Source organism: Lysobacter sp. Soil_C_59, assembly GCF_057656415.1.
Genome location: NZ_JBDGKK010000002.1, coordinates 253,804 through 271,231, shown reverse-complemented (window position 1 = coordinate 271,231; position 17,428 = coordinate 253,804). Strand labels below are relative to the sequence as shown.

General features: G+C 68.8%; 15 protein-coding genes. 7 read left to right on the top strand and 8 right to left on the bottom strand.

The window, feature by feature from the left end; genetic code table 11:
• Window position 1: 1 nt before the first annotated feature.
• From AC3A3Q_RS04720 to AC3A3Q_RS04705, 4 genes are all read left to right on the top strand, one after another.
• On the top strand, window positions 2-2,350 hold the full coding sequence (locus AC3A3Q_RS04720) for an MMPL family transporter (RefSeq protein ID WP_487585127.1): 2,349 nt from the start codon (window positions 2-4) through the stop codon (window positions 2,348-2,350).
• Complete coding sequence (locus tag AC3A3Q_RS04715) at window positions 2,340-2,762, top strand: hotdog family protein (protein ID WP_487585126.1); 423 nt, start codon at window positions 2,340-2,342, stop codon at window positions 2,760-2,762. The genes AC3A3Q_RS04720 and AC3A3Q_RS04715 overlap by 11 nt, the downstream gene beginning before the upstream one ends.
• A 28-nt stretch (window positions 2,763-2,790) precedes the next feature.
• Entirely contained in the window at window positions 2,791-3,531 is a 741-nt protein-coding gene (fabG, locus tag AC3A3Q_RS04710) for a 3-oxoacyl-ACP reductase FabG (protein ID WP_487585125.1), read from the top strand.
• An 80-nt stretch (window positions 3,532-3,611) separates the two neighbouring features.
• Window positions 3,612-4,127: a DUF4156 domain-containing protein gene (locus AC3A3Q_RS04705; RefSeq protein ID WP_487585124.1), complete on the top strand. Its 516-nt coding sequence runs from the start codon at window positions 3,612-3,614 to the stop codon at window positions 4,125-4,127.
• Window positions 4,128-4,200: 73 nt separating this feature from the next.
• Here the strand turns inward: AC3A3Q_RS04705 and AC3A3Q_RS04700 are convergent, their stop codons facing one another.
• The 3 genes from AC3A3Q_RS04700 to AC3A3Q_RS04690 are packed head-to-tail and all read right to left on the bottom strand — an operon-like array spanning window position 4,201 to window position 7,032.
• Entirely contained in the window at window positions 4,201-5,061 is an 861-nt protein-coding gene (locus AC3A3Q_RS04700) for a glycosyltransferase family 2 protein (RefSeq protein WP_487585123.1), read from the bottom strand.
• The gene (locus AC3A3Q_RS04695; RefSeq protein WP_487585122.1) at window positions 5,054-5,857 is read right to left on the bottom strand and encodes a beta-ketoacyl synthase chain length factor; all 804 of its coding nucleotides are present in this window, start codon (window positions 5,855-5,857) and stop codon (window positions 5,054-5,056) included. The genes AC3A3Q_RS04700 and AC3A3Q_RS04695 overlap by 8 nt, the downstream gene beginning before the upstream one ends.
• A complete protein-coding gene (locus AC3A3Q_RS04690) occupies window positions 5,854-7,032 on the bottom strand; it encodes a beta-ketoacyl-[acyl-carrier-protein] synthase family protein (RefSeq protein WP_487585503.1) in 1,179 nt (392 codons plus the stop codon). Before AC3A3Q_RS04690 ends, AC3A3Q_RS04695 begins: the two co-directional genes overlap by 4 nt.
• Window positions 7,033-7,181: 149 nt before the next feature.
• Here AC3A3Q_RS04690 and AC3A3Q_RS04685 point away from each other — a divergent pair, with 149 nt between their 5' ends.
• The gene (locus AC3A3Q_RS04685; RefSeq protein WP_487585121.1) at window positions 7,182-7,865 is read left to right on the top strand and encodes a YdcF family protein; all 684 of its coding nucleotides are present in this window, start codon (window positions 7,182-7,184) and stop codon (window positions 7,863-7,865) included.
• A gap of 70 nt (window positions 7,866-7,935) precedes the next feature.
• Here the strand turns inward: AC3A3Q_RS04685 and AC3A3Q_RS04680 are convergent, their stop codons facing one another.
• From AC3A3Q_RS04680 to AC3A3Q_RS04670, 3 genes are all read right to left on the bottom strand, one after another.
• On the bottom strand, window positions 7,936-9,741 hold the full coding sequence (locus AC3A3Q_RS04680; RefSeq protein WP_487585502.1) for a DUF885 domain-containing protein: 1,806 nt from the start codon (window positions 9,739-9,741) through the stop codon (window positions 7,936-7,938).
• A gap of 465 nt (window positions 9,742-10,206) precedes the next feature.
• Window positions 10,207-12,414 carry a S9 family peptidase gene (locus AC3A3Q_RS04675; protein ID WP_487585501.1) on the bottom strand — a complete coding sequence of 736 codons (2,208 nt, stop codon included), beginning with the start codon at window positions 12,412-12,414 and terminating at the stop codon, window positions 10,207-10,209.
• Window positions 12,415-12,455: 41 nt separating this feature from the next.
• Window positions 12,456-13,142, bottom strand: a complete 687-nt coding sequence (locus AC3A3Q_RS04670) for a glutathione S-transferase N-terminal domain-containing protein (protein ID WP_487585120.1) — start codon at window positions 13,140-13,142, stop codon at window positions 12,456-12,458.
• 150 nt (window positions 13,143-13,292) lie between these two features.
• On the opposite strand from AC3A3Q_RS04670, the gene AC3A3Q_RS04665 reads away from it, so the two are divergent.
• Window positions 13,293-13,904, top strand: a complete 612-nt coding sequence (locus AC3A3Q_RS04665) for a TIGR00645 family protein (protein WP_487585119.1) — start codon at window positions 13,293-13,295, stop codon at window positions 13,902-13,904.
• Between the two features lie 72 nt (window positions 13,905-13,976).
• On the opposite strand, the gene AC3A3Q_RS04660 is transcribed toward AC3A3Q_RS04665, so the two are convergent.
• Window positions 13,977-14,909: a hypothetical protein gene (locus tag AC3A3Q_RS04660; RefSeq protein WP_487585118.1), complete on the bottom strand. Its 933-nt coding sequence runs from the start codon at window positions 14,907-14,909 to the stop codon at window positions 13,977-13,979.
• Window positions 14,910-14,961: 52 nt separating this feature from the next.
• On the opposite strand from AC3A3Q_RS04660, the gene uvrD reads away from it, so the two are divergent.
• Window positions 14,962-17,142 (top strand): DNA helicase II, encoded by a 2,181-nt coding sequence (gene uvrD / locus AC3A3Q_RS04655; RefSeq protein WP_487585117.1) that lies wholly within the window; start codon window positions 14,962-14,964, stop codon window positions 17,140-17,142.
• Between the two features lie 17 nt (window positions 17,143-17,159).
• On the opposite strand, the gene AC3A3Q_RS04650 is transcribed toward uvrD, so the two are convergent.
• Window positions 17,160-17,408: a hypothetical protein gene (locus AC3A3Q_RS04650; protein ID WP_487585116.1), complete on the bottom strand. Its 249-nt coding sequence runs from the start codon at window positions 17,406-17,408 to the stop codon at window positions 17,160-17,162.
• Window positions 17,409-17,428 lie beyond the last annotated feature (20 nt).

The window sequence follows — 17,428 nt, the reverse complement described above, 5'->3', positions numbered from 1 at the left end:
CATGAGCGCGACATTGAGTGGAACACGACGCCTCGCGCTCGCGCTGCTGTGGCTGGTGGTGCTGCTGATCCTGGCGACGCTGGTCGCCCCGCGCCTGCAGCTCAGCGGCGACCTGCGCAAGTTCATGCCGTCGCCGCAGACGCCGGCGCAGAAGCTGTTGATCGATGAGTTGGGCGAAGGCCCGGGCTCGCGCCTGCTGCTGATCGGCCTGACCGGCCCGGATGCGCAGACGCTGGCCGCGCAGTCGCAATCGTTGCGCGACCGTCTTGCATCGCTGCCGTCGTTCAAGCTGGTCGCCAACGGCGCGGCGCTGGGGCCGGAGGTGATCCCGTCGCACCTGCGCCCGTACCGCTACCTGCTGTCGTCGACGCTGGATACACAGGCGCTCGATGCCGACTACCTGCGTGCGCAACTCGATGCGCGCCTGCAGGACCTGGGCTCGCCGGCAGCGGCGATGATCGAGCCGCTGCTGTCGGCCGATCCGACCCTGGAAACGCTCAAGCTGGCCGAAGCCTGGCAGCCGGCGAACGCACCGCAGCGCCTGCACGGCGTCTGGTTCGACAAGGCCGGACGCGAAGCGCTGCTCGCGGTCGAGACGCACGCCGCCGGGTTCGATCCCAAGGGCCAGCAGGCCGCGTTCGACTCGATCCAGGCCGCGTTCGCCGATGTGCGCGGCGAGACCGCCACGCGCATGTCGCTGACCGGTCCGGGCGCGTTCTCGGTGGAGATCGGTAACCGCACCGCGCGCGAAGCCAGCATGATCGGCACTCTCGACAGCCTGGTCTTCGTGTTGCTGCTGTGGGTCGCCTACCGCAGCTGGAAGGCGCCCCTGCTCGGTGGCCTGCCACTGGCCAGCGCCGGACTGGCCGGACTGGGCGCGGTCGCGCTTGCCTTCGACGGCGTGCACGGCATCACGGTCGCCTTCGGTTTCACCCTGATCGGCGTGGTCCAGGACTATCCGATCCATCTGTTCAGTCACCAGCGCGCCGGCGTCTCGCCATGGGCGAGTGCGCGCGCGCTGTGGCCGACGCTGACCACGGGTGTGGTGTCGACCTGCATCGCGTACCTCACCTTCCTGGTCTCCGGGGTCGATGGCCTGCAGCAGCTGGCGGTGTTCACCGTGGTCGGCCTGGCCACGGCGGCGCTGGCGACACGGTTCCTGTTGCCGGCGCTGATCGATCCGGCGCCGCGCGATGCCGCCGATTCGGTCTGGCTGGGGCGCTGCTGGGAACGCTTGGCACGCTGGCCGCGATTGCGCGGTGGTGCGGTGCTGGCGATCGCGCTGGTCGCTGCCGCCGTGGCTGCCTTCGCGCCCGGTTCGTTCTGGCAGAACGACCTCGGCCGCCTGACCCCGGTGCCGCCCGCCGCGCTGGCGCGCGACGCGCAACTGCGCACGGAACTCGGCGCACCCGACGTGCGCTACGTGCTGATCGTGCAACGGCCCGACGTTGAGTCGGCCTTGCAGGCCTCCGAACGACTGTTGCCGGAACTGAAACGCCTGCGCGACGACGGCGCCATCACCGGCTACGACCTGGCCGCGCGTTACCTGCCCAGCGCCGCGACGCAGAAGACGCGCCAGTCACGCTTGCCCGACCGCGACGCGTTGCGCGCCGTGCTCGACCAGGCCATGAGCGGCGGGCCGTTCCAGTCCGACGCCTTCGATGAGTTTGTCGCCGATATCGAGCGCGCGAAGCAGGCCCCGGCATTGCGGCCGGGCGGCCTGGCCGGCACGCCGCTGGCGGCCAGCGTCGAAGGCCTGCTGCTGCAGCGCGGCGGCCACGTCACCGCGCTGGTGGCCTTGAGCGGGCTGAATGATCCGGCCGCCGTCGCCAAGGCGGCGGCGCGCAACGGTGCGCAACTGCTCGACCTCAAGCAGGCGTCGGAATCGCTGGTGGCCCAGTACCGCCAGCGCGTGCTGTGGGCGCTGGCGCTGGCGGCGGTGCTGCTGACCGCGGCGGTGTGGGTGGCGTTGCGCTCGCCGCGTCGCGTGCTGCGGGTGCTGGCGCCGATGGCGCTGAGCACGCTGCTGATCCTGGCCGTGCTGCGCGCCACCGGGGTCGAGTTGAACCTGTTCCACCTGGTCTCGCTGATCCTCGCCGCCGGCCTTGGCCTGGATTACGCGTTGTTCTTCGATCACGCCGGCGACGACCGCAGCGAGCAATTGCGCACGCTGCACGCGGTGATCGTCTGCAGCCTGACCACCTTGCTGGTGTTCGCGCTGCTGGCCGCCTCGAGCATCCCGGTGCTGCGCGCCATCGGCGCCACCGTCGCGCTGGGCGTGGTCTGCAACTTCGTGCTGGCGCTGCTGATCGTGCGCGCGCCGGCGAACGAGGTGGGCCATGGCGCGTGAGGACATCGCCGCGCTGATTCCCCATCAGGGTGCGATGTGCCTGTGGGAAGAGGTGATCGAGTGGGACCAGGAGCGCATCCGCCTGGTTTCGCAGGGGCATCGCGACCCGGCACATCCGCTGCGTCACAACGGCAGGCTGCACGCGGTGCATCTGTGCGAGTACGGCGCCCAGGCGATGGCCGTGCACGGTGGCCTGATCGCGCGCGCCGCCGGCGAAGCGGTGAAGCCGGGGATGCTGGTGTCGTTGCGTGGCGTCGAGCTGCGTGTCGGGCGCATCGATGACCTGCCCGGCGCGCTCGAGGTCGAGGCGCATTGCCTGATCGCCGAGGCTTCAGGGGGCCAGTACGAATTCGTGATCCGCCATGCCGGGGTCGAACTGGCGCGTGGCAGGGCCGGGGTCATCTACCGGTAGGAGCCAGGTTTCGCGCACAATCCGCGCAATGACCGCATCCAAGACCCAGCCCCGTCGCGCCCTCGTCACCGGTGGCAGCGGCGACATCGGCAGCGCGATCTGCCAGCGCCTGGCGGCCGATGGCTTCGAGGTGATCGTCCATTCCAACCGCAATGCCGAACGTGCGCAGGCGGTTGTGGCCGCGATCGAAGCGGCCGGCGGAGTCGCCAGCGCGGTGTCGTTCGATGTCGCCGATGGCGAGGCGACCGGTGCGGCCATGGCAGGCCTGCTCGAGCACGGTGCGATCCAGGTGGTGGTCAACAACGCCGGCATCCACGACGACGCGCCAATGGCCGGCATGAGCGAGCAGCAGTGGAGGCAGGTCATCGATGTCTCGCTGCACGGCTTCTTCCATGTCACCCAACCGCTGCTGTTGCCGATGGCGCGCACGCGCTGGGGCCGGGTGGTCAGCGTGTCGTCGGTGGCGGCGGTGCTGGGCAACCGCGGCCAGACCAACTACGCCGCGGCCAAGGCCGCGCTGCATGGCGCGACCAAGTCGCTGGCGCGGGAGATGGGCAGTCGCGGCATCACCTGCAACGTCGTCGCCCCGGGGCTGATCGCCGGCCGCCTGGCAGATGCCGCATTTGCGCCCGCGGCGATCAAGCAGCTGGTGCCGGCCGGCCGCGCCGGCCAGGCCGACGAAGTGGCCGCGCTGGTGGGCTTCCTGTGCTCTGACGAGGCCGGATACATCAACGGCCAGGTGATCGGCATTGACGGTGGCATGACCTGACTGAACGTCAGGAACTCCGCATTGGCCGGCCCGGGTGGCCTGGCGTAGGATCGGCGCATCATCCCTGCCCGGAGATCGCCATGCGTCGCGTCCTCCTCTCCCTGATCCCCCTCCTGCTTCTGCTGGCCGGCTGTTCGTCGACCTCGCAGCTGGTCACCGGCACGCCGCGCCCGCCGATCGATCCCTCGCAGGTCCGCATCTACTTCACGCCGCCCCCGGGTGGCTATGAAGAGATCGCCCAGCTGGAAACCGCCAGCGGCGGCTTCACCTACGGCGAGCAGAACAAGTTGAACGACGTCATCAACAACCTGCGCATCGAGGCGGCCAAGCTCGGCGCCAACGGCGTGTTGTTCGTCGGCAGCGAGAACAGCTACGGCGGCAGCAGCATCGGCGTCGGCGCCGGTGGTGGCAGCTACGGCGGCTATCGCGGCGGCAACTTCAGTTCGGGCGGCATCGGCGTGAGCATCTCGCCGACCAAGAAGTTCGCGCACGGCGTGGCGATCTACGTCGCCAACCCGCCGCCGGCGGACCAGATGCCGGCCATGCCGCAGCCGCAGGGCATGCCGCCGCAAGGCACGCAACCGCCGAGCAAATAGCTGCCACTGTCGTAGGAGCGAGCTTGCTCGCGAACCGCGCGCCGGACACGTGTCATCGCGAGCAAGCTCGCTCCTACGCCGCTCCGTCGTCGAGCGCGGAGATCACATCCCGACGAGGATCGAGCGCCCCCAGGCGCTCGTCGTCGTCGATCAGCGCCGGATTTGCGCGGATGCTGCGGAACATCGCCGGGATGCTGCCGCGCCGGAACACGCCGGCGACGATGTGCGAAGTAATCCGGCTGAAGTCGCGCAGCGGCTTGAAATGGCTGGGGCGGAACTGCTCGTCGCCGTGCACGGTCTGGTAGCGCGATTCGATGGGCACCGACACGCAGCGCGTGCCCAGCTGCTGCGCGGCCGAGATCAGGATCTGCGCCTCGAACACGAAATCCTCGCCTGACACCTCGGCCAGCGCCGCGACCGCGGCCGGATACAGGCGCTGGCCGCTTTGACTGTCGGCCACGCCATAGCCGGTGCCCCAGGCGATGCCCCAGTCGGCGAACTCATTGGCCAGGCGCCGGTGCAGCGGCTGCTGCGAACGACGGTGCAGGCGCGCGCCGATGACGACATAGCCCGGATGACGGTTGGCCGCGGCGAGCAGGCGCGGGATGTCGCGTGCCAGGTGCTGGCCGTCGCCATCCATGGTCACGACCCCGCGTGCGCCCATCGCCAGCGCGGCGGCGAAACCGTCGCGCAGGCTGGCGCCCTTGCCGAGCCGGACTTCGTGGCGCAGGACGGTCACAGGCAGGTCGGAGACGCGGTCGGCAGTGCCGTCGTCGGAACCGTCGTCGATGACGATCACGTGCGGGCACTCGGCTAGCGCGCCGGCCACCACTTCGCGGATGCGCAGCGACTCGTTGAGCGCCGGAATGACCACGACCAGGTCGTCGCGGCTCAGGCGGGCAGGGCGGGTCGGGATGTGGAGGTCGTCAGCCATGCGCGGCCTCCGCGCCGGTGACTTCGACCAGGAGGTCGTGGTCGGGACCGGCAACGATACGGACGCTGCCACTGCCGCGTGCCAGCAGGTCGAATAGAGGCAGCATTGGTGCCATCGCATTGGCAGCCGCCAGCGTCGCCAGCGGTCCGCCCGCGTCACGGTCGCCGTGGCACGGCACCAGCTGCACGCTCAACTGCGGGCGTCCCGCAGCGGGCTGCCGCGACAGCACCAGCGCGCCGCCGAGCAGGCCATCGCTGGGAGTCATCCGCGCCAACGGGCCAGCGGACTGGCCGTCATAGGCGACCAGCAGCACCGCCTCGTCGCCACTGGCCAGGTGCGCAAGCGCATCGAGCAGGCCCTGCGCGAAGCTGGCCTCGCGCGCACTGATCGCGCTGGCCGCCGCCATCGCGCCGGTGCCGATGGTCCAGTAGCCGGCGGCGGCGTTGTGCACGGAATTGTGGAAACGCGTCGGTGACAGCGAGCGCGGTTCATCGGCCAGCGTCGCGCACATGTAGTCGGTGATGCCCAGGTCGCCGTGGGTGGAGGCGAACACCGACGGCAACGTCGACGGTTCGCGCCCGGCATCGTGGCAGGCGGCCATCGCCACTTCGAGCGCGACCGCAACGGTCTCGGGTGCGCGCCGACGTTCATTGGCCGGCAACAGCTGCGGCGACGGCCGCGACGGCGCGTCGGCCACGAGCGTGCCAGCACTCGCGTGGGCGATCGCTGCATCCCAGGACGGCAGTCCGCGCGTCCAGAAACCGACGCCTTCGATGTGGGCCAGCAGCGGCGTCATGCGCGACCGAACACCAGCGAGCAGTTGTTGCCGCCGAAGCCGAAGGAGTTGTTCATCGCGTAATCGATGTCGGCGCGTTGCGGCTGGAAACGGATCTGCGGGCCGCAGGCCGGATCGGGCGCGCTGCTGTTGAGCGTGCCGGGCAATTGCCCCAGTTCCAGCGCGATCAGGGCGATCACCGACTCGACGATGCCGGCCGCACCGAGCGTGTGGCCGGTCCAGCCCTTCGTCGAACTGGCATGCAGGCTGTCGGGGAACAACCGCGCCACGGCTGCGGCCTCGATCGAATCGTTGGCGGGCGTGGCGGTGCCGTGCAGGTTGAGATAGCCGACTTCGCCGGCGTCGATGCCGGCACGGGCCAGCGCGTCGCGCATCGCCAGCTGCGCACCCAGGCCGTCCGGATGCGGCGCGGACATGTGGTGGGCATCACTGGACTCGCCATAGCCGCGCAGCTGCAGGCCCCCATCGCCGGGCTGCGCGCGCTCGAGCACGGCAAAACCGCCGGCTTCGCCCAGCGACAGGCCGCTGCGTCCGGCGTCGAACGGCCGGCAAGGTTCGGCGGCCACCAGTTGCAGCGAATTGAAGCCGAACAGCACGCTGCCGCACAGCGTGTCCACGCCGCCGACCAGCGCCGCATCGGCAAATCCGGCGGCGATCAGGCGCGCGGCCTGGGCGAATACCTTCGCGCTCGACGAGCAGGCGGTGGCGACGGTGATCGCCGGACCGCGCAGGCCGGTGGCGTGCTGGACGAATTCGCCGAGCGAGTGCGGCGTGTGCACGTCGGTGCGGGCGAGGTCGGCCGGGAACGCGCCGTCGTCGAGGTTCGCGTACGCATCCTCGGTCGCGCCGATGCTCGAAGTCGAGGTGCCCACGACCACAGCGACGCGATCGGCGCCGTGGCGTTCGATCATCGCGGCGATGGCTTCGGGGATGCCGTCCTGGTTCAGTGCCAGCCAGGCGAGGCGGTTGTTGCGCGAGTCCCAGCGGATGAGCGGCCCGGGCAAGGGCAGGTCCTCCAGCCCGTCGACCCGGCCGATCCAGCAGTCCAGCGGAGTCGCGCCGAAGTCGTTGCGTCGCAGTCCGCTGCGCGAATCGCGCAATGCATCCGCCAGTGCCTCGCGGCCACGGCCGACGGCACTCGTCGCGGTATAGGCGCGGATTGCCAGCGGCGGCATGGGCATGACGGCGGGGCTGGCAGGACTCAGTGCAGGCGGCACGCAGGACTCTCTTTCCAAGAGTGCAGAGTATAGCGAGCGCCCCTGCGGCCCATCCCCGGCGTAAACTGAACGGCCTTGCTTCACGTTCGTTCATACGCCCGTTCACAGTGACCAGCCGCACCGCACACCAACGGGCCCTGTTTGTCGACCGCGACGTCCTCCACGCGATGGCGGTGGCGGGCGCGGCCTGCATTTTCAGTGCCGGCCTGGTCTACCTGGGGTATTTCGTCCACGTCCTGCGCGTGGCCAGGCGCGCGCCTTGCCGGCCGCAGCAGGGGAGCTGCGTGTTGCTGTTCGGCAAGCATTCACCGCAGGGGCGCATCGACCACGATTTCGAAGCACGGCTGGACCGCGCCGTATCGTTGTGGGCGCACAGCCCGCCGGCGAGCGTCGTCCTGCTTGGCGGCGGTGCGCCCGGCGAGGCCACCGAGGCGGAACTGGCGCAGCGGGGGCTGTTCGCACGCGGTATGGCGCAGGACGCTCCACTGCTGCTCGAGTCGCAGTCTCGCGACACCCTGCAGAACCTGCGCAACGCCAGGACGCTGCTGGGCGAGCGCATGCGTTCGCGCGTGACCCTGTTGAGCAGTCGCTATCACCTGGCGCGCTGCGCGCTGTTCGCCCGCCACCTGGGCTTCGACGCCGAACTGTGCGCGGCCGAGCCGCGCCTGCGCCTGGACGCCCGCACCTGGCTGCGCCTGGCCGGTGAAGCCGGATACGTCTGCATGACCGACGTGGGCGCGCACTGGGCCCGCCTGATCGGCCACCAGCGAATGCTCGCAAGAGTCAGCTAGCCCCAAATCCCTCCCCCCTTGCGGGGGAGGGACAGGCCGCCAAAGGCGGCCAGGGAGAGGGATAAGTCCCTTACTTCTTCGCCTTCTGCGCCGGCACGAACACCTCACGCACCGCCTTCGCCAGCAGGTCCGGCGGCAACAGCCCCTGGTCGAGCAGGAAGTTGTTGAAGGCCAGGCGGTCGAACTTGTCGCCCAGCGCCACCTCGGTTTCCATGCGCAGCTCGAGGATGCGCGTGTAGCCGTAGAAGTAGCTGCCGGCCTGGCCCGGGGCGTTGAAGGTGTAGCGGTCCAGCTCCTGCTTGGTCATCGCTTCCGACAGGCCGACCTTCTCGCGCAGGATCTTGCCCGCCGCTTCGCGGTCGATCAGGCCCAGGTTGAGCATCGGGTCGAGCATCGCGCGTGCGGCGCGCATCAGGCGGAACTGCAGCGCGATCAGCTGGCCGTCGAGCGGCTCGTACGGAACCATCTCGGCTTCGGCGTACAGCGCCCAGCCTTCGACGTTGACCGAGTTGAAGGCAAACATCGTGCGCGCCAGCGAGATGCCGCGCTCGACCATCGCGGTGAACTGCAGCTCATGGCCCGGACGGCCCTCGTGCGCCGACAGCGTCCAGCGCACCGCGTCGAAGTTGAAGTCGTCGTACGACAGCGCCTTGCCGTCCGCCGTCGGCACCGACACCGGCAGCACGAACTGGCCCTGCTGGCCGGTGTTGCCGATCAGCGGTGCCGGCAGGAAATGCGGCGCCGGCTGCGCGGCCGACTCGGCCTCGCTGCCCAGGCGCATCACCATCGGCCGCTGCGGCACGTCGACAATGCCTTCCTTGCGGATGATCGGGTCGATCGCGTCGATGACGGTGCGGTAGCGCGCCTCGAGCTGGTCGTTGGGCATGCTCTGCTTCTTGAGCGCGCCGATCACGCCGACGTAGTCGTGCGCGTCGTTGACCTTCAGGCCGTTGTCCTTGGCCACCAGCGGGGCGAGCTGCTGCATCGCCGCGCGAGTCTCCATGAACTCGACCTGGGCGCGACGGATCAGCAGCTGCGGGTCGATGTCGATGCCGTACTGCTTGAGCTGGTTGGCATACAGCTCGGCCGGCAGGCGCGTGTCGGTGCGCGCTTCCGGCAGCACGCTGGTGCGCGCCCACTGGCCGTAGGCCTTGAGCTGCGTGTCCATCGCTGCGAGCGCTTCGTCGGCGCCGGCGACCTTGTACTTGGCGAACAGGTCCTTGATGCCGGCGACGTAGGTGTCGACGTTGCCCAGCGCCTGTTCGACTTCAAGCCTGGTCGGACGCAGCAGCGCCTTGTCGCCTGTGCGCTCTTCGTAGCGGGCGCGGGCGAGTTCGGTGATGGGGGTGGTGCCCGGCGCCTGGCCGACGTAGGCCTTGAGGCGGTCGAGTGCGCGTGCGCGGCGCTCCGGCGGGGTCTGGTCCGAGAGCAGGCCCTTGATGCCGCTGAAGACCGTCTGCGGTGCATCGGTCCACGGCAGGGTCAGGCGTTCGTTGAGCGCGCTGGTTTCGATGTTCTCGTCGGCGGCCTGGATCATGATCGCCAGGTCCTGGCGCACGTTCGGGTCGCGTTCGGTGGCGAGCCTGGCCTGCAGTTCGGCCTTGGCCTTGGCGGTTGTATCGCGGAAGCGCTTGGCGTTGTCGGGCTTGAGGTCGACGACGCGGTCGTCGTAACCCGGCACGCCGAAGAACGACATCTGTTCCGGTGCGAACTCGGCCTGCGCCTTCAGCAGGATCTGCGCGTACTCGTTGCTCTTGGTCACCCACGCCGGCGAGGCCTTGGCGGCAGCCGCCTTGGTGGTGGGCGTGGCGGCCTGCAGCAGGGCGGGCGAGCCCGCGGCGAGGGTCAGGGCGATGGCGAGGGTCAGCGGCTTGATCATGGCTTCGCGGGTCAGCGGAAAGTCCGGCGAGCATGGCGGCTGCGCGGGCTGGAGGCTATACCCCGAAGGTCACGGAGAGGCCGCGCTTGTCTTTGGGGTGAGCCTTCCGAATGGCGTCGTCCGCTTGGCAGGTCTTTGCGGTGAGCCTTCCGGATGGCGTCGTCCGCCGGGCCGGAGATTGCTCCGCCCCTTCGCCGGACATCCTGTCCGGAGGCGGGGCGCGGGACATCCATGTCCCGCTGCTGCGCAATCCCCGCCCCGTCGAACGCCGCTCCGGCACTTCATCGCCCAGTCTTCGATGACGCTCATCAACCCGTCATCCCCGCGAAGGCGGTGACCCAGTGACGTTGCTCCACTCCCGTCATTCCCGCGAAGGCGGGAATCCATGGACGCAGCTTTTGCATCGCGCAAAAGCAAACGGGCCGCATCGCGGCCCGTTTGCTTTCACCCAACCGCGTCGAATTACTTCAGGCAGCGCCCGAAGAACTCCTCGGTCAATCGCAGGCGGTGCAGGTTGTCCGCACCCTTCAGGCCGTGCTTCGCGCCCGGGTAGGTCATCAGCTCGAACGGCTGGCCACGCTTCTGCAGTGCGCTCATCAGTGCGGTGGAGTTGGTGAACAGCACGTTGTCGTCGGCCATGCCGTGGATCAGCAACAGCTTCGACTTCAGGCCGTCGATGTGCTGCAGCACGCGCGCGTCCTTGTAGCCGGCGACGTTCGCGGCCGGCAGGCCCATGTAGCGCTCGGTGTAGTGCGTGTCGTACAGGCCCCAGTCGGTGACCGGAGCACCGGCAACGCCGCAGGTGTACTGGTCCGATGCCTTGGCCAGCAGCATCAGCGTCATGTAGCCGCCGTTGGACCAGCCGTACACGCCGATGCGCTTGCCATCGACCCACGGCTGCTTCTTCAGCCATTCCACGCCCTGCAGCTGGTCGGCCACTTCGACCGTGCCCTGCTTGCCGTACAACGCGCCACCGAACGCGGCACCGCGACGCGGCGTGCCGCGGTTGTCGATCGAGAACACGACATAGCCGTGCTGCGCCAGGTACTGGTTGAAGTCCGGTGCCCAGGTGCGCTTGACCGTCTGCGAGGCCGGGCCGCCGTAGACCATCACCACCACCGGGTACTGCTTGCCGGCCTGGAAACCGGCCGGCTTCATCACGCTGTAGTGCAGCGGCGTGCTGCCATCGGCGGCGGTGAGCGTGCCGAACTCGATCGGCTGCTGGGCAGCAGCGAACTTGGCGTACGGGTGCTGCGGATCGCTGAGCTTGTTCTCGATCAGCGCGGCGATGCGCGTGCCGTCGTTGCGGTACAGCTCCAGCTGCGGCGGCGTGGTCGGGTTCGACCAGTTGTCGACGAAGACGCTGGCATTCGCGGCGAAGCTGGCGGTGTGCACGCCGTCGGCCTGCGACAGGCGCGCGATCGCACCACCGGCGAGCGGCACGCGATAGACCTGCGCGTCCAGCGGCGAATCCTTGCCGGCGGCGAAGTAGACCTGGCCGGCGGCTTCGTCGACCGCGAGCACGCCGTCGACCGGCCAGTCACCGCTGGTCAGTGCCTTGGCATTGCCGCCGTCGGCATCGAGCACGTACAGGTGCTCGAAACCGCTGCGCTCGCTGTTCCACAGGATGCGACCGTCCTTGAGGAAGCGCAGGTCGTTGTGCAGCGGCACCCAGGTCTTGCTGGTCTCGGTGACCAGCACGCGCTGCTTCCCGCTTGCCAGGTCGTTCTCGATCAGCTCCAGCGTGTGCTGGTCGCGCGACTGGCGCTGGAAGGTCAGGTGCTTCGGGTCGCGCCAATCGACGCGGGCCAGGTAGATGTCCTGTTGCTTGCCCAGGTCGACCCACTTCGGCGCGGCGCCGGACTTCGGTGCGACCACGCCGAGCTTGATCAGCACGTTGTGGTCGCCGGCGGCCGGATAGCGTTGTTCGACCACTTCGGTGCGGTCCGGGTAGACCTCGTAGCGCTTCTGCACCGGCACCGGCGTTTCGTCGATGCGGGCAAAGGCGATTGCCGAGTCGTCCGGTGCCCACCAGTAGCCGGTGTGGCGGTCCATTTCCTCGTCGGCGACGAACTCGGCGACGCCGTTGCCAATCGTTTCGCTGCCGTCGCGGGTGAGCTGCACCTGCTTGCCGCTGGCCAGGTCGATCACCCACAGGTTGCGGTCGCGCACGAAGCTGACGAAGCCGCCCTTGGGCGAGAGCTTCGGGTCGGTGGCGAAACCTTCGCCGCTGGTGAGCTTGCGCACCGCGGCCTTGCCCGACTTGCTGAGGTCATACACATACAGTTCGCCGCCGAGCGGGAACAGCAGTGCCTTGCTGTCCGGTGCCCACTGGTAATCGACGATGCCGCTCAGCGCGGCGATGCGCTGGCGCTCGCGGCGTGCCTTTTCAGCGTCGCTGAGCACCTCGTCGCCGGGCAGGATGTCGTCGGCATCGACCAGCTTCACGGTCTGGCCGCTGGCGATGTCGTAGGCCCACAGGTCGAGGCGGTTCTTGTTGGTTTCCTTGCCGCGCAGGAAGGTCACGCGGCTGCCGTCCGGCGCGATCTTCGCCTTCATCAGGCTCGGGCCCGACAGCGGCGCATCACCGGCCAGCGCTTCGAGCGTCAGCTTCTGCGGTGCGGTGGGGGCGGTTTTCTGTGCGAGGGCGGGAACGGTTGCGATCGACATGGCAAGCAGGCAGGCGGCGGCGCCGCGGGCGGTGAAGTTCTTCATTTAGTCTCTGGTGTGCCAAAAAGGATCTTGTGCATTTCCGGGGTCATTTCGCGCTTGGTGTAGCGATCGGCGATCGCGTACGCGCGCTGCACCGCCGGACGCGCGGCCACCGCCGCATGCCAGCGGCGCAGGTTCGCGAACGGTTCCAGGTCGAGCGGGGCCTTGGTGTAGGGATTGATCCACGGGTGCGCGGCCATGTCGGCGATGCTGAAGTGGCCGGCGATGAATTCGCGATCGGCCAGGCGCTTGTCGAGCACGCCGAGCAGGCGCAGGACTTCGCGCTTGTAGCGGTCCTTGGCGTACGGGATGTCTTCGGGCGCATAGACGTGGAAGTGGCCGTACTGGCCGGTCATCGGCCCCAGTCCGCCCATCTGCCAGTGCAGCCACTGGTTGACCTCGACGCGCCCGCGCAGGTCGTCGGCGAAGAACTTGCCGGTCTTGTTGGCCAGGTACAGCAGGATCGCGCCGGATTCGAACACGCTGATCGGCTCGCCGCCGTCCGCCGGTGCGCGGTCGACGATCGCCGGCATCTTGTTGTTCGGCGAGATCTTCAGGTATTCGGGCTTGAACTGGTCGCCAGCGCCGATGTCGACCGGGTGGATGGTGTATTCCAGCCCTGCCTCTTCGAGGAACAGGGTGATCTTGTGGCCGTTGGGGGTCGGCCAGTAATGCAGGTCGATCATCAGTCACGCCCTGGCTATGGGAGTCCGGAGTGTAAAGCGGCCGGCCCGGTCCGGGAGCGTGCCGAACGGCCAAGAGATGCAAGGTCGGCGATGGCGGCGCCCGCGGACCGCCGGTACCCTAGCCGGCCCGCAGACCAAGGCCCCCGCCGCATGACGCAAACGTCCGAACGCACCCTCAATCCCCTTCCGGCCCTGATCTTCAGCTCGCGATGGATGCAGCTGCCGCTTTACCTGGGCCTGATCGTCGCCCAGGGCGTGTACGTCGTGTTGTTCATCAAGGAGTTGTGGCACCTGATGTCACACGCGACCACGTTCAGCGAGCAGCTGATCATGCTCGCGGTACTGGGCCTGATCGACGTGGTGATGATTTCCAACCTGCTGGTGATGGTGATCGTCGGCGGCTACGAGACCTTCGTCTCGCGCCTGCGGCTGGAAGGCCACCCCGACCAGCCCGAGTGGCTGAGCCACGTCAACGCCAGCGTGCTCAAGGTCAAGCTGGCGATGGCGATCATCGGCATCTCGTCGATCCATTTGCTCAAGACCTTCATCGCCATCGGTTCGCTGGGTGTCGATCCGGCGGTCGCAACCGCGGCCACCACCGCGGCGACCGATGTCGTGGCGAAGGGTGCGGTCTACACCGAAGCCGGCGTGATGTGGCAGACCATCATCCACTGCGTGTTCATCCTGTCGGCGATCGGCATTGCCTACACCGACAAGCTGATGGCGCAGGCCACCACCAAGCCGCACAAGGCGGCGCACTGACCTGTGGGAGCGAGCGTGCTCGCGAACGGGCGTTTCCGCAGCGGTGGCGCCTGATCGCGAGCAAGCTCGCTCCTACCGTTTCGATTTTGGCTGCATGATCGACGCGCGCAGTTTCCGCGCGTCGGCGCGGTCGGCGTACACCAGTCCGTCTGCGCCACGTTGGATGCCCAGCGAAGAATAGGCCGCGTCCAGCGAGGGAAACTCGCGCGACTGCGCGTAACGCCGGTACGCCGGCAGGAATACTTCCGCGCCGGCAAGCTCGTCGAGCTTGGCCATGAACGCCTCCGGCGCGACCTGGCCGGTGCCGCGCAGGCAGCAACGCGAGTACTTCGACAGCACCGCATCGAGGCTGCTGCGGTGCTCGCGACGCAGCGCCAGGTCCGCCTCCAGCCAGAACGCCGCGCCGGCCCAGTACACGCGCATGGTCCCGCGCCGGCCCAGTCCATCCAGCGGCATGCCGCTGTGCTCGCGCTGGCCGCGGCTGAAACCGGCGTCGAGCTCGCGCCACGCCGCCTCCGGCGTGAGCAGGCCGATCCGGGCGCGCAGGACATTCTGGTAGTAGCTGGCCAGGCCCTCCGCCAGCCAGCGCCCTTCGCGGCCCAGGTACGGGTGGAACAGGTGCGAGAGCTCGTGCACCGCGGTCCAGTCCGCGCGCAGCTCGGCCAGGCTGGCATCGCGGCGGACGAACAGCAGCACCGACACGTCGTCGCCGCGCTGTGTCTGGCCCCACGGCACCGGGCTGTCGTCGTCGCTGTCGATCTGGGTGATGCGCACCGTCGCGTCGGCCAGCGGATAGCGTCCAAACGGGGTCAGTGTCGCCCCGGCGGCCTCGGCCAGCCAGCGCTGCAGCTCGTCGATGCGGGCCGGGTCGGTGGTCTCGACCAGCTCCACGTGCAGGGTGTTGCCGCCGGCACTGAGGACGCGTTCGTTGGTTACGGTCGTACCGTCGTCGGCCAGGGCCGGGGCCGCGGCGAGCAGTGCCAGCATCAGCAGCTTGGGGTGCATGACGCGTCGCTTCCTTCAGGGGCAGGGGTGACGGCCCCGGTACAATACCCGGATGGATGTCTCCCACCTGCTCGACGCGCTGAACCCAGCGCAGCGCGAAGCCGTCAGCGCCCCGCCCGGTCACTATCTCGTTCTCGCCGGCGCTGGCTCCGGCAAGACCCGCGTGCTCACCCATCGCATCGCCTGGCTCAATGAAGTCCATGGCGTGCCCACCCACGGCATCCTGGCGGTGACCTTCACCAACAAGGCCGCCGGCGAGATGCGCGCGCGCGTCGACGGGCAGCTGCGCAACGGCGCCCGCGGCATGTGGATCGGCACCTTCCACGGCCTGGCCCATCGCCTGCTGCGCCTGCACTGGCAGGAGGCCAAGTTGCCGGAAGGCTTCCAGGTGCTCGACTCGGACGACCAGCTGCGGCTGGTCAAGCGCGTCGTGCAGGGCCTGGAGATCGACGAGGCGCGCTTCCCGCCGCGCCAGATCGCCTGGTGGATCAACGCGCAGAAGGACGAGGGCAAGCGCCCGCAGAACATCCAGCCGGCCGGCAACGATCCGTGGGCCGACGTGATGCTGAAGTCCTACGAGGCGTACCAGGAGCGCTGCGAGCGCGCCGGCCTGGTCGACTTCGCCGAGCTGCTGCTGCGCGCGCACGAACTGCTGCGCGACAACCCGGCGCTGCTGGCGCACTACCGCCACCGCTTCCGCGAGATCCTGGTCGACGAGTTCCAGGACACCAACGCGATCCAGTACGCCTTCGTGCGCGTGCTCGCCGGCGACAGCGGCCACGTGTTCGTGGTCGGCGACGACGACCAGTCGATCTACGGCTGGCGTGGCGCCAAGGTCGAGAACATGCAGCGGTTCCTGAAAGACTTCTCCGGAACCCAGACCATCCGCCTGGAGCAGAACTACCGTTCCAGCGCCAACATCCTGGAAGCGGCCAACGCCGTCATCGCCCACAACCCCGACCGCCTCGGCAAGAACCTGTGGACCGACAGCGGCACCGGCGAGCCGATCGATCTGTACGCCGCGTACAACGAGATGGACGAGGCGCGTTTCGCGGTCGAACGCCTGCGCCAGTGGGTGCGCGACGGTGGCAGCTTCGGTGAAGTCGCCGTGCTCTATCGCAGCAACGCGCAGTCGCGCGCCTTCGAAGAGGCGCTGCTGTCGGAGCAGGTGCCGTACCGGGTCTATGGCGGCCAGCGCTTCTTCGAGCGCGCCGAAATCAAGGACACCCTGGCCTACCTGCGCCTGATCGCCTCCCGCCTGGACGACGCCGCGTTCGAGCGCGCGGTCAACACGCCCACGCGCGGCATCGGCGAGCGCACGCTCGACGAAATTCGCCGTCGCGCACGCACCGACGCCGTCGCGCTGTGGGAAGCGGCGCGGCGCACGGTCAGCGAGAACGGCCTGACCGCGAGGGCGCGCAACGCCATCGCCGGCTTCCTCGCCCTGATCGACGACGTCGACAACGAAGTGCAGCCGATGACGCTGCCGGAAAAGATCGACCACGTGCTGATCCGCTCGGGCCTGCGTGACCACTACTTCAACGAATCGCGCGGCCAGCTCGACTCGCGCGTCGACAACCTCGACGAACTGGTCTCGGTGGCCTCGCGCTTCACCCGCAGCGACGAGGAAGACGCCGCGGCGATGCCGGAACTGGTCGCCTTCCTCAGCTACGCCGCACTGGAAGCCGGCGAAGGCCAGGCCCAGGCCGGCGAGGAAGGCGTGCAGCTGATGACGCTGCACAGCGCCAAGGGCCTGGAGTTCCCGCTGGTGTTCCTGGCGGGCATGGAAGAGGGCGTGTTCCCGAGTGGCCGCTCGACCGAGGAATCAGGACGGCTCGAGGAAGAGCGCCGCCTGGCCTATGTCGGCATCACCCGCGCGCGCCAGAAGCTGGTGCTGAGCTACGCCGAGACGCGCCGCATCCACGGCGCCGACATGTACGGTGTGCCGTCACGCTTCCTGCGCGAGATCCCGCCGGCGCTGCTGCACGAAGTGCGGCCGAAGGTGCAGGTGTCGCGGCCGATGTACAACTCGCAGCCGCGCCGAGACATGGGCCACGCCGCGATCGAGGCGCCGCCGATCAAGCTCGGCGCGATGGTGCGCCATCCCAGCTTCGGCACGGGCACGGTCACCGATTACGAAGGCGCCGGCGCGCATGCGCGCGTGCAGGTCAACTTCGACGATGCCGGCAGCAAGTGGCTGGTGCTGGCGTACGCGAACCTGCAACCGGCCTGAGCATGCGCAGTGGCGGATCAGCCGCCGCTGCGCAGTTGTGGCGATTCGTCCAGCGTGCCGTCAGGGCGCAGCGCCACGCAGCGACGCCGGTCGCGGTCGACCAGTACCGGCACCGGGTCCTGGAACAATGGCCGGCGCACGAATTTCAGCGTCCACTGGAAGTGCTCGAGCGCTCCCAGCGTCTTTTCCTGCGCCTCGGTCAGCCCGGCACGCAGCGCGTCGGTGTCCAGTGGCGGGGCGGGTTTTCGTCTTTCTCGAGCTGACACACCGGAGTCCTGTTCTGCGA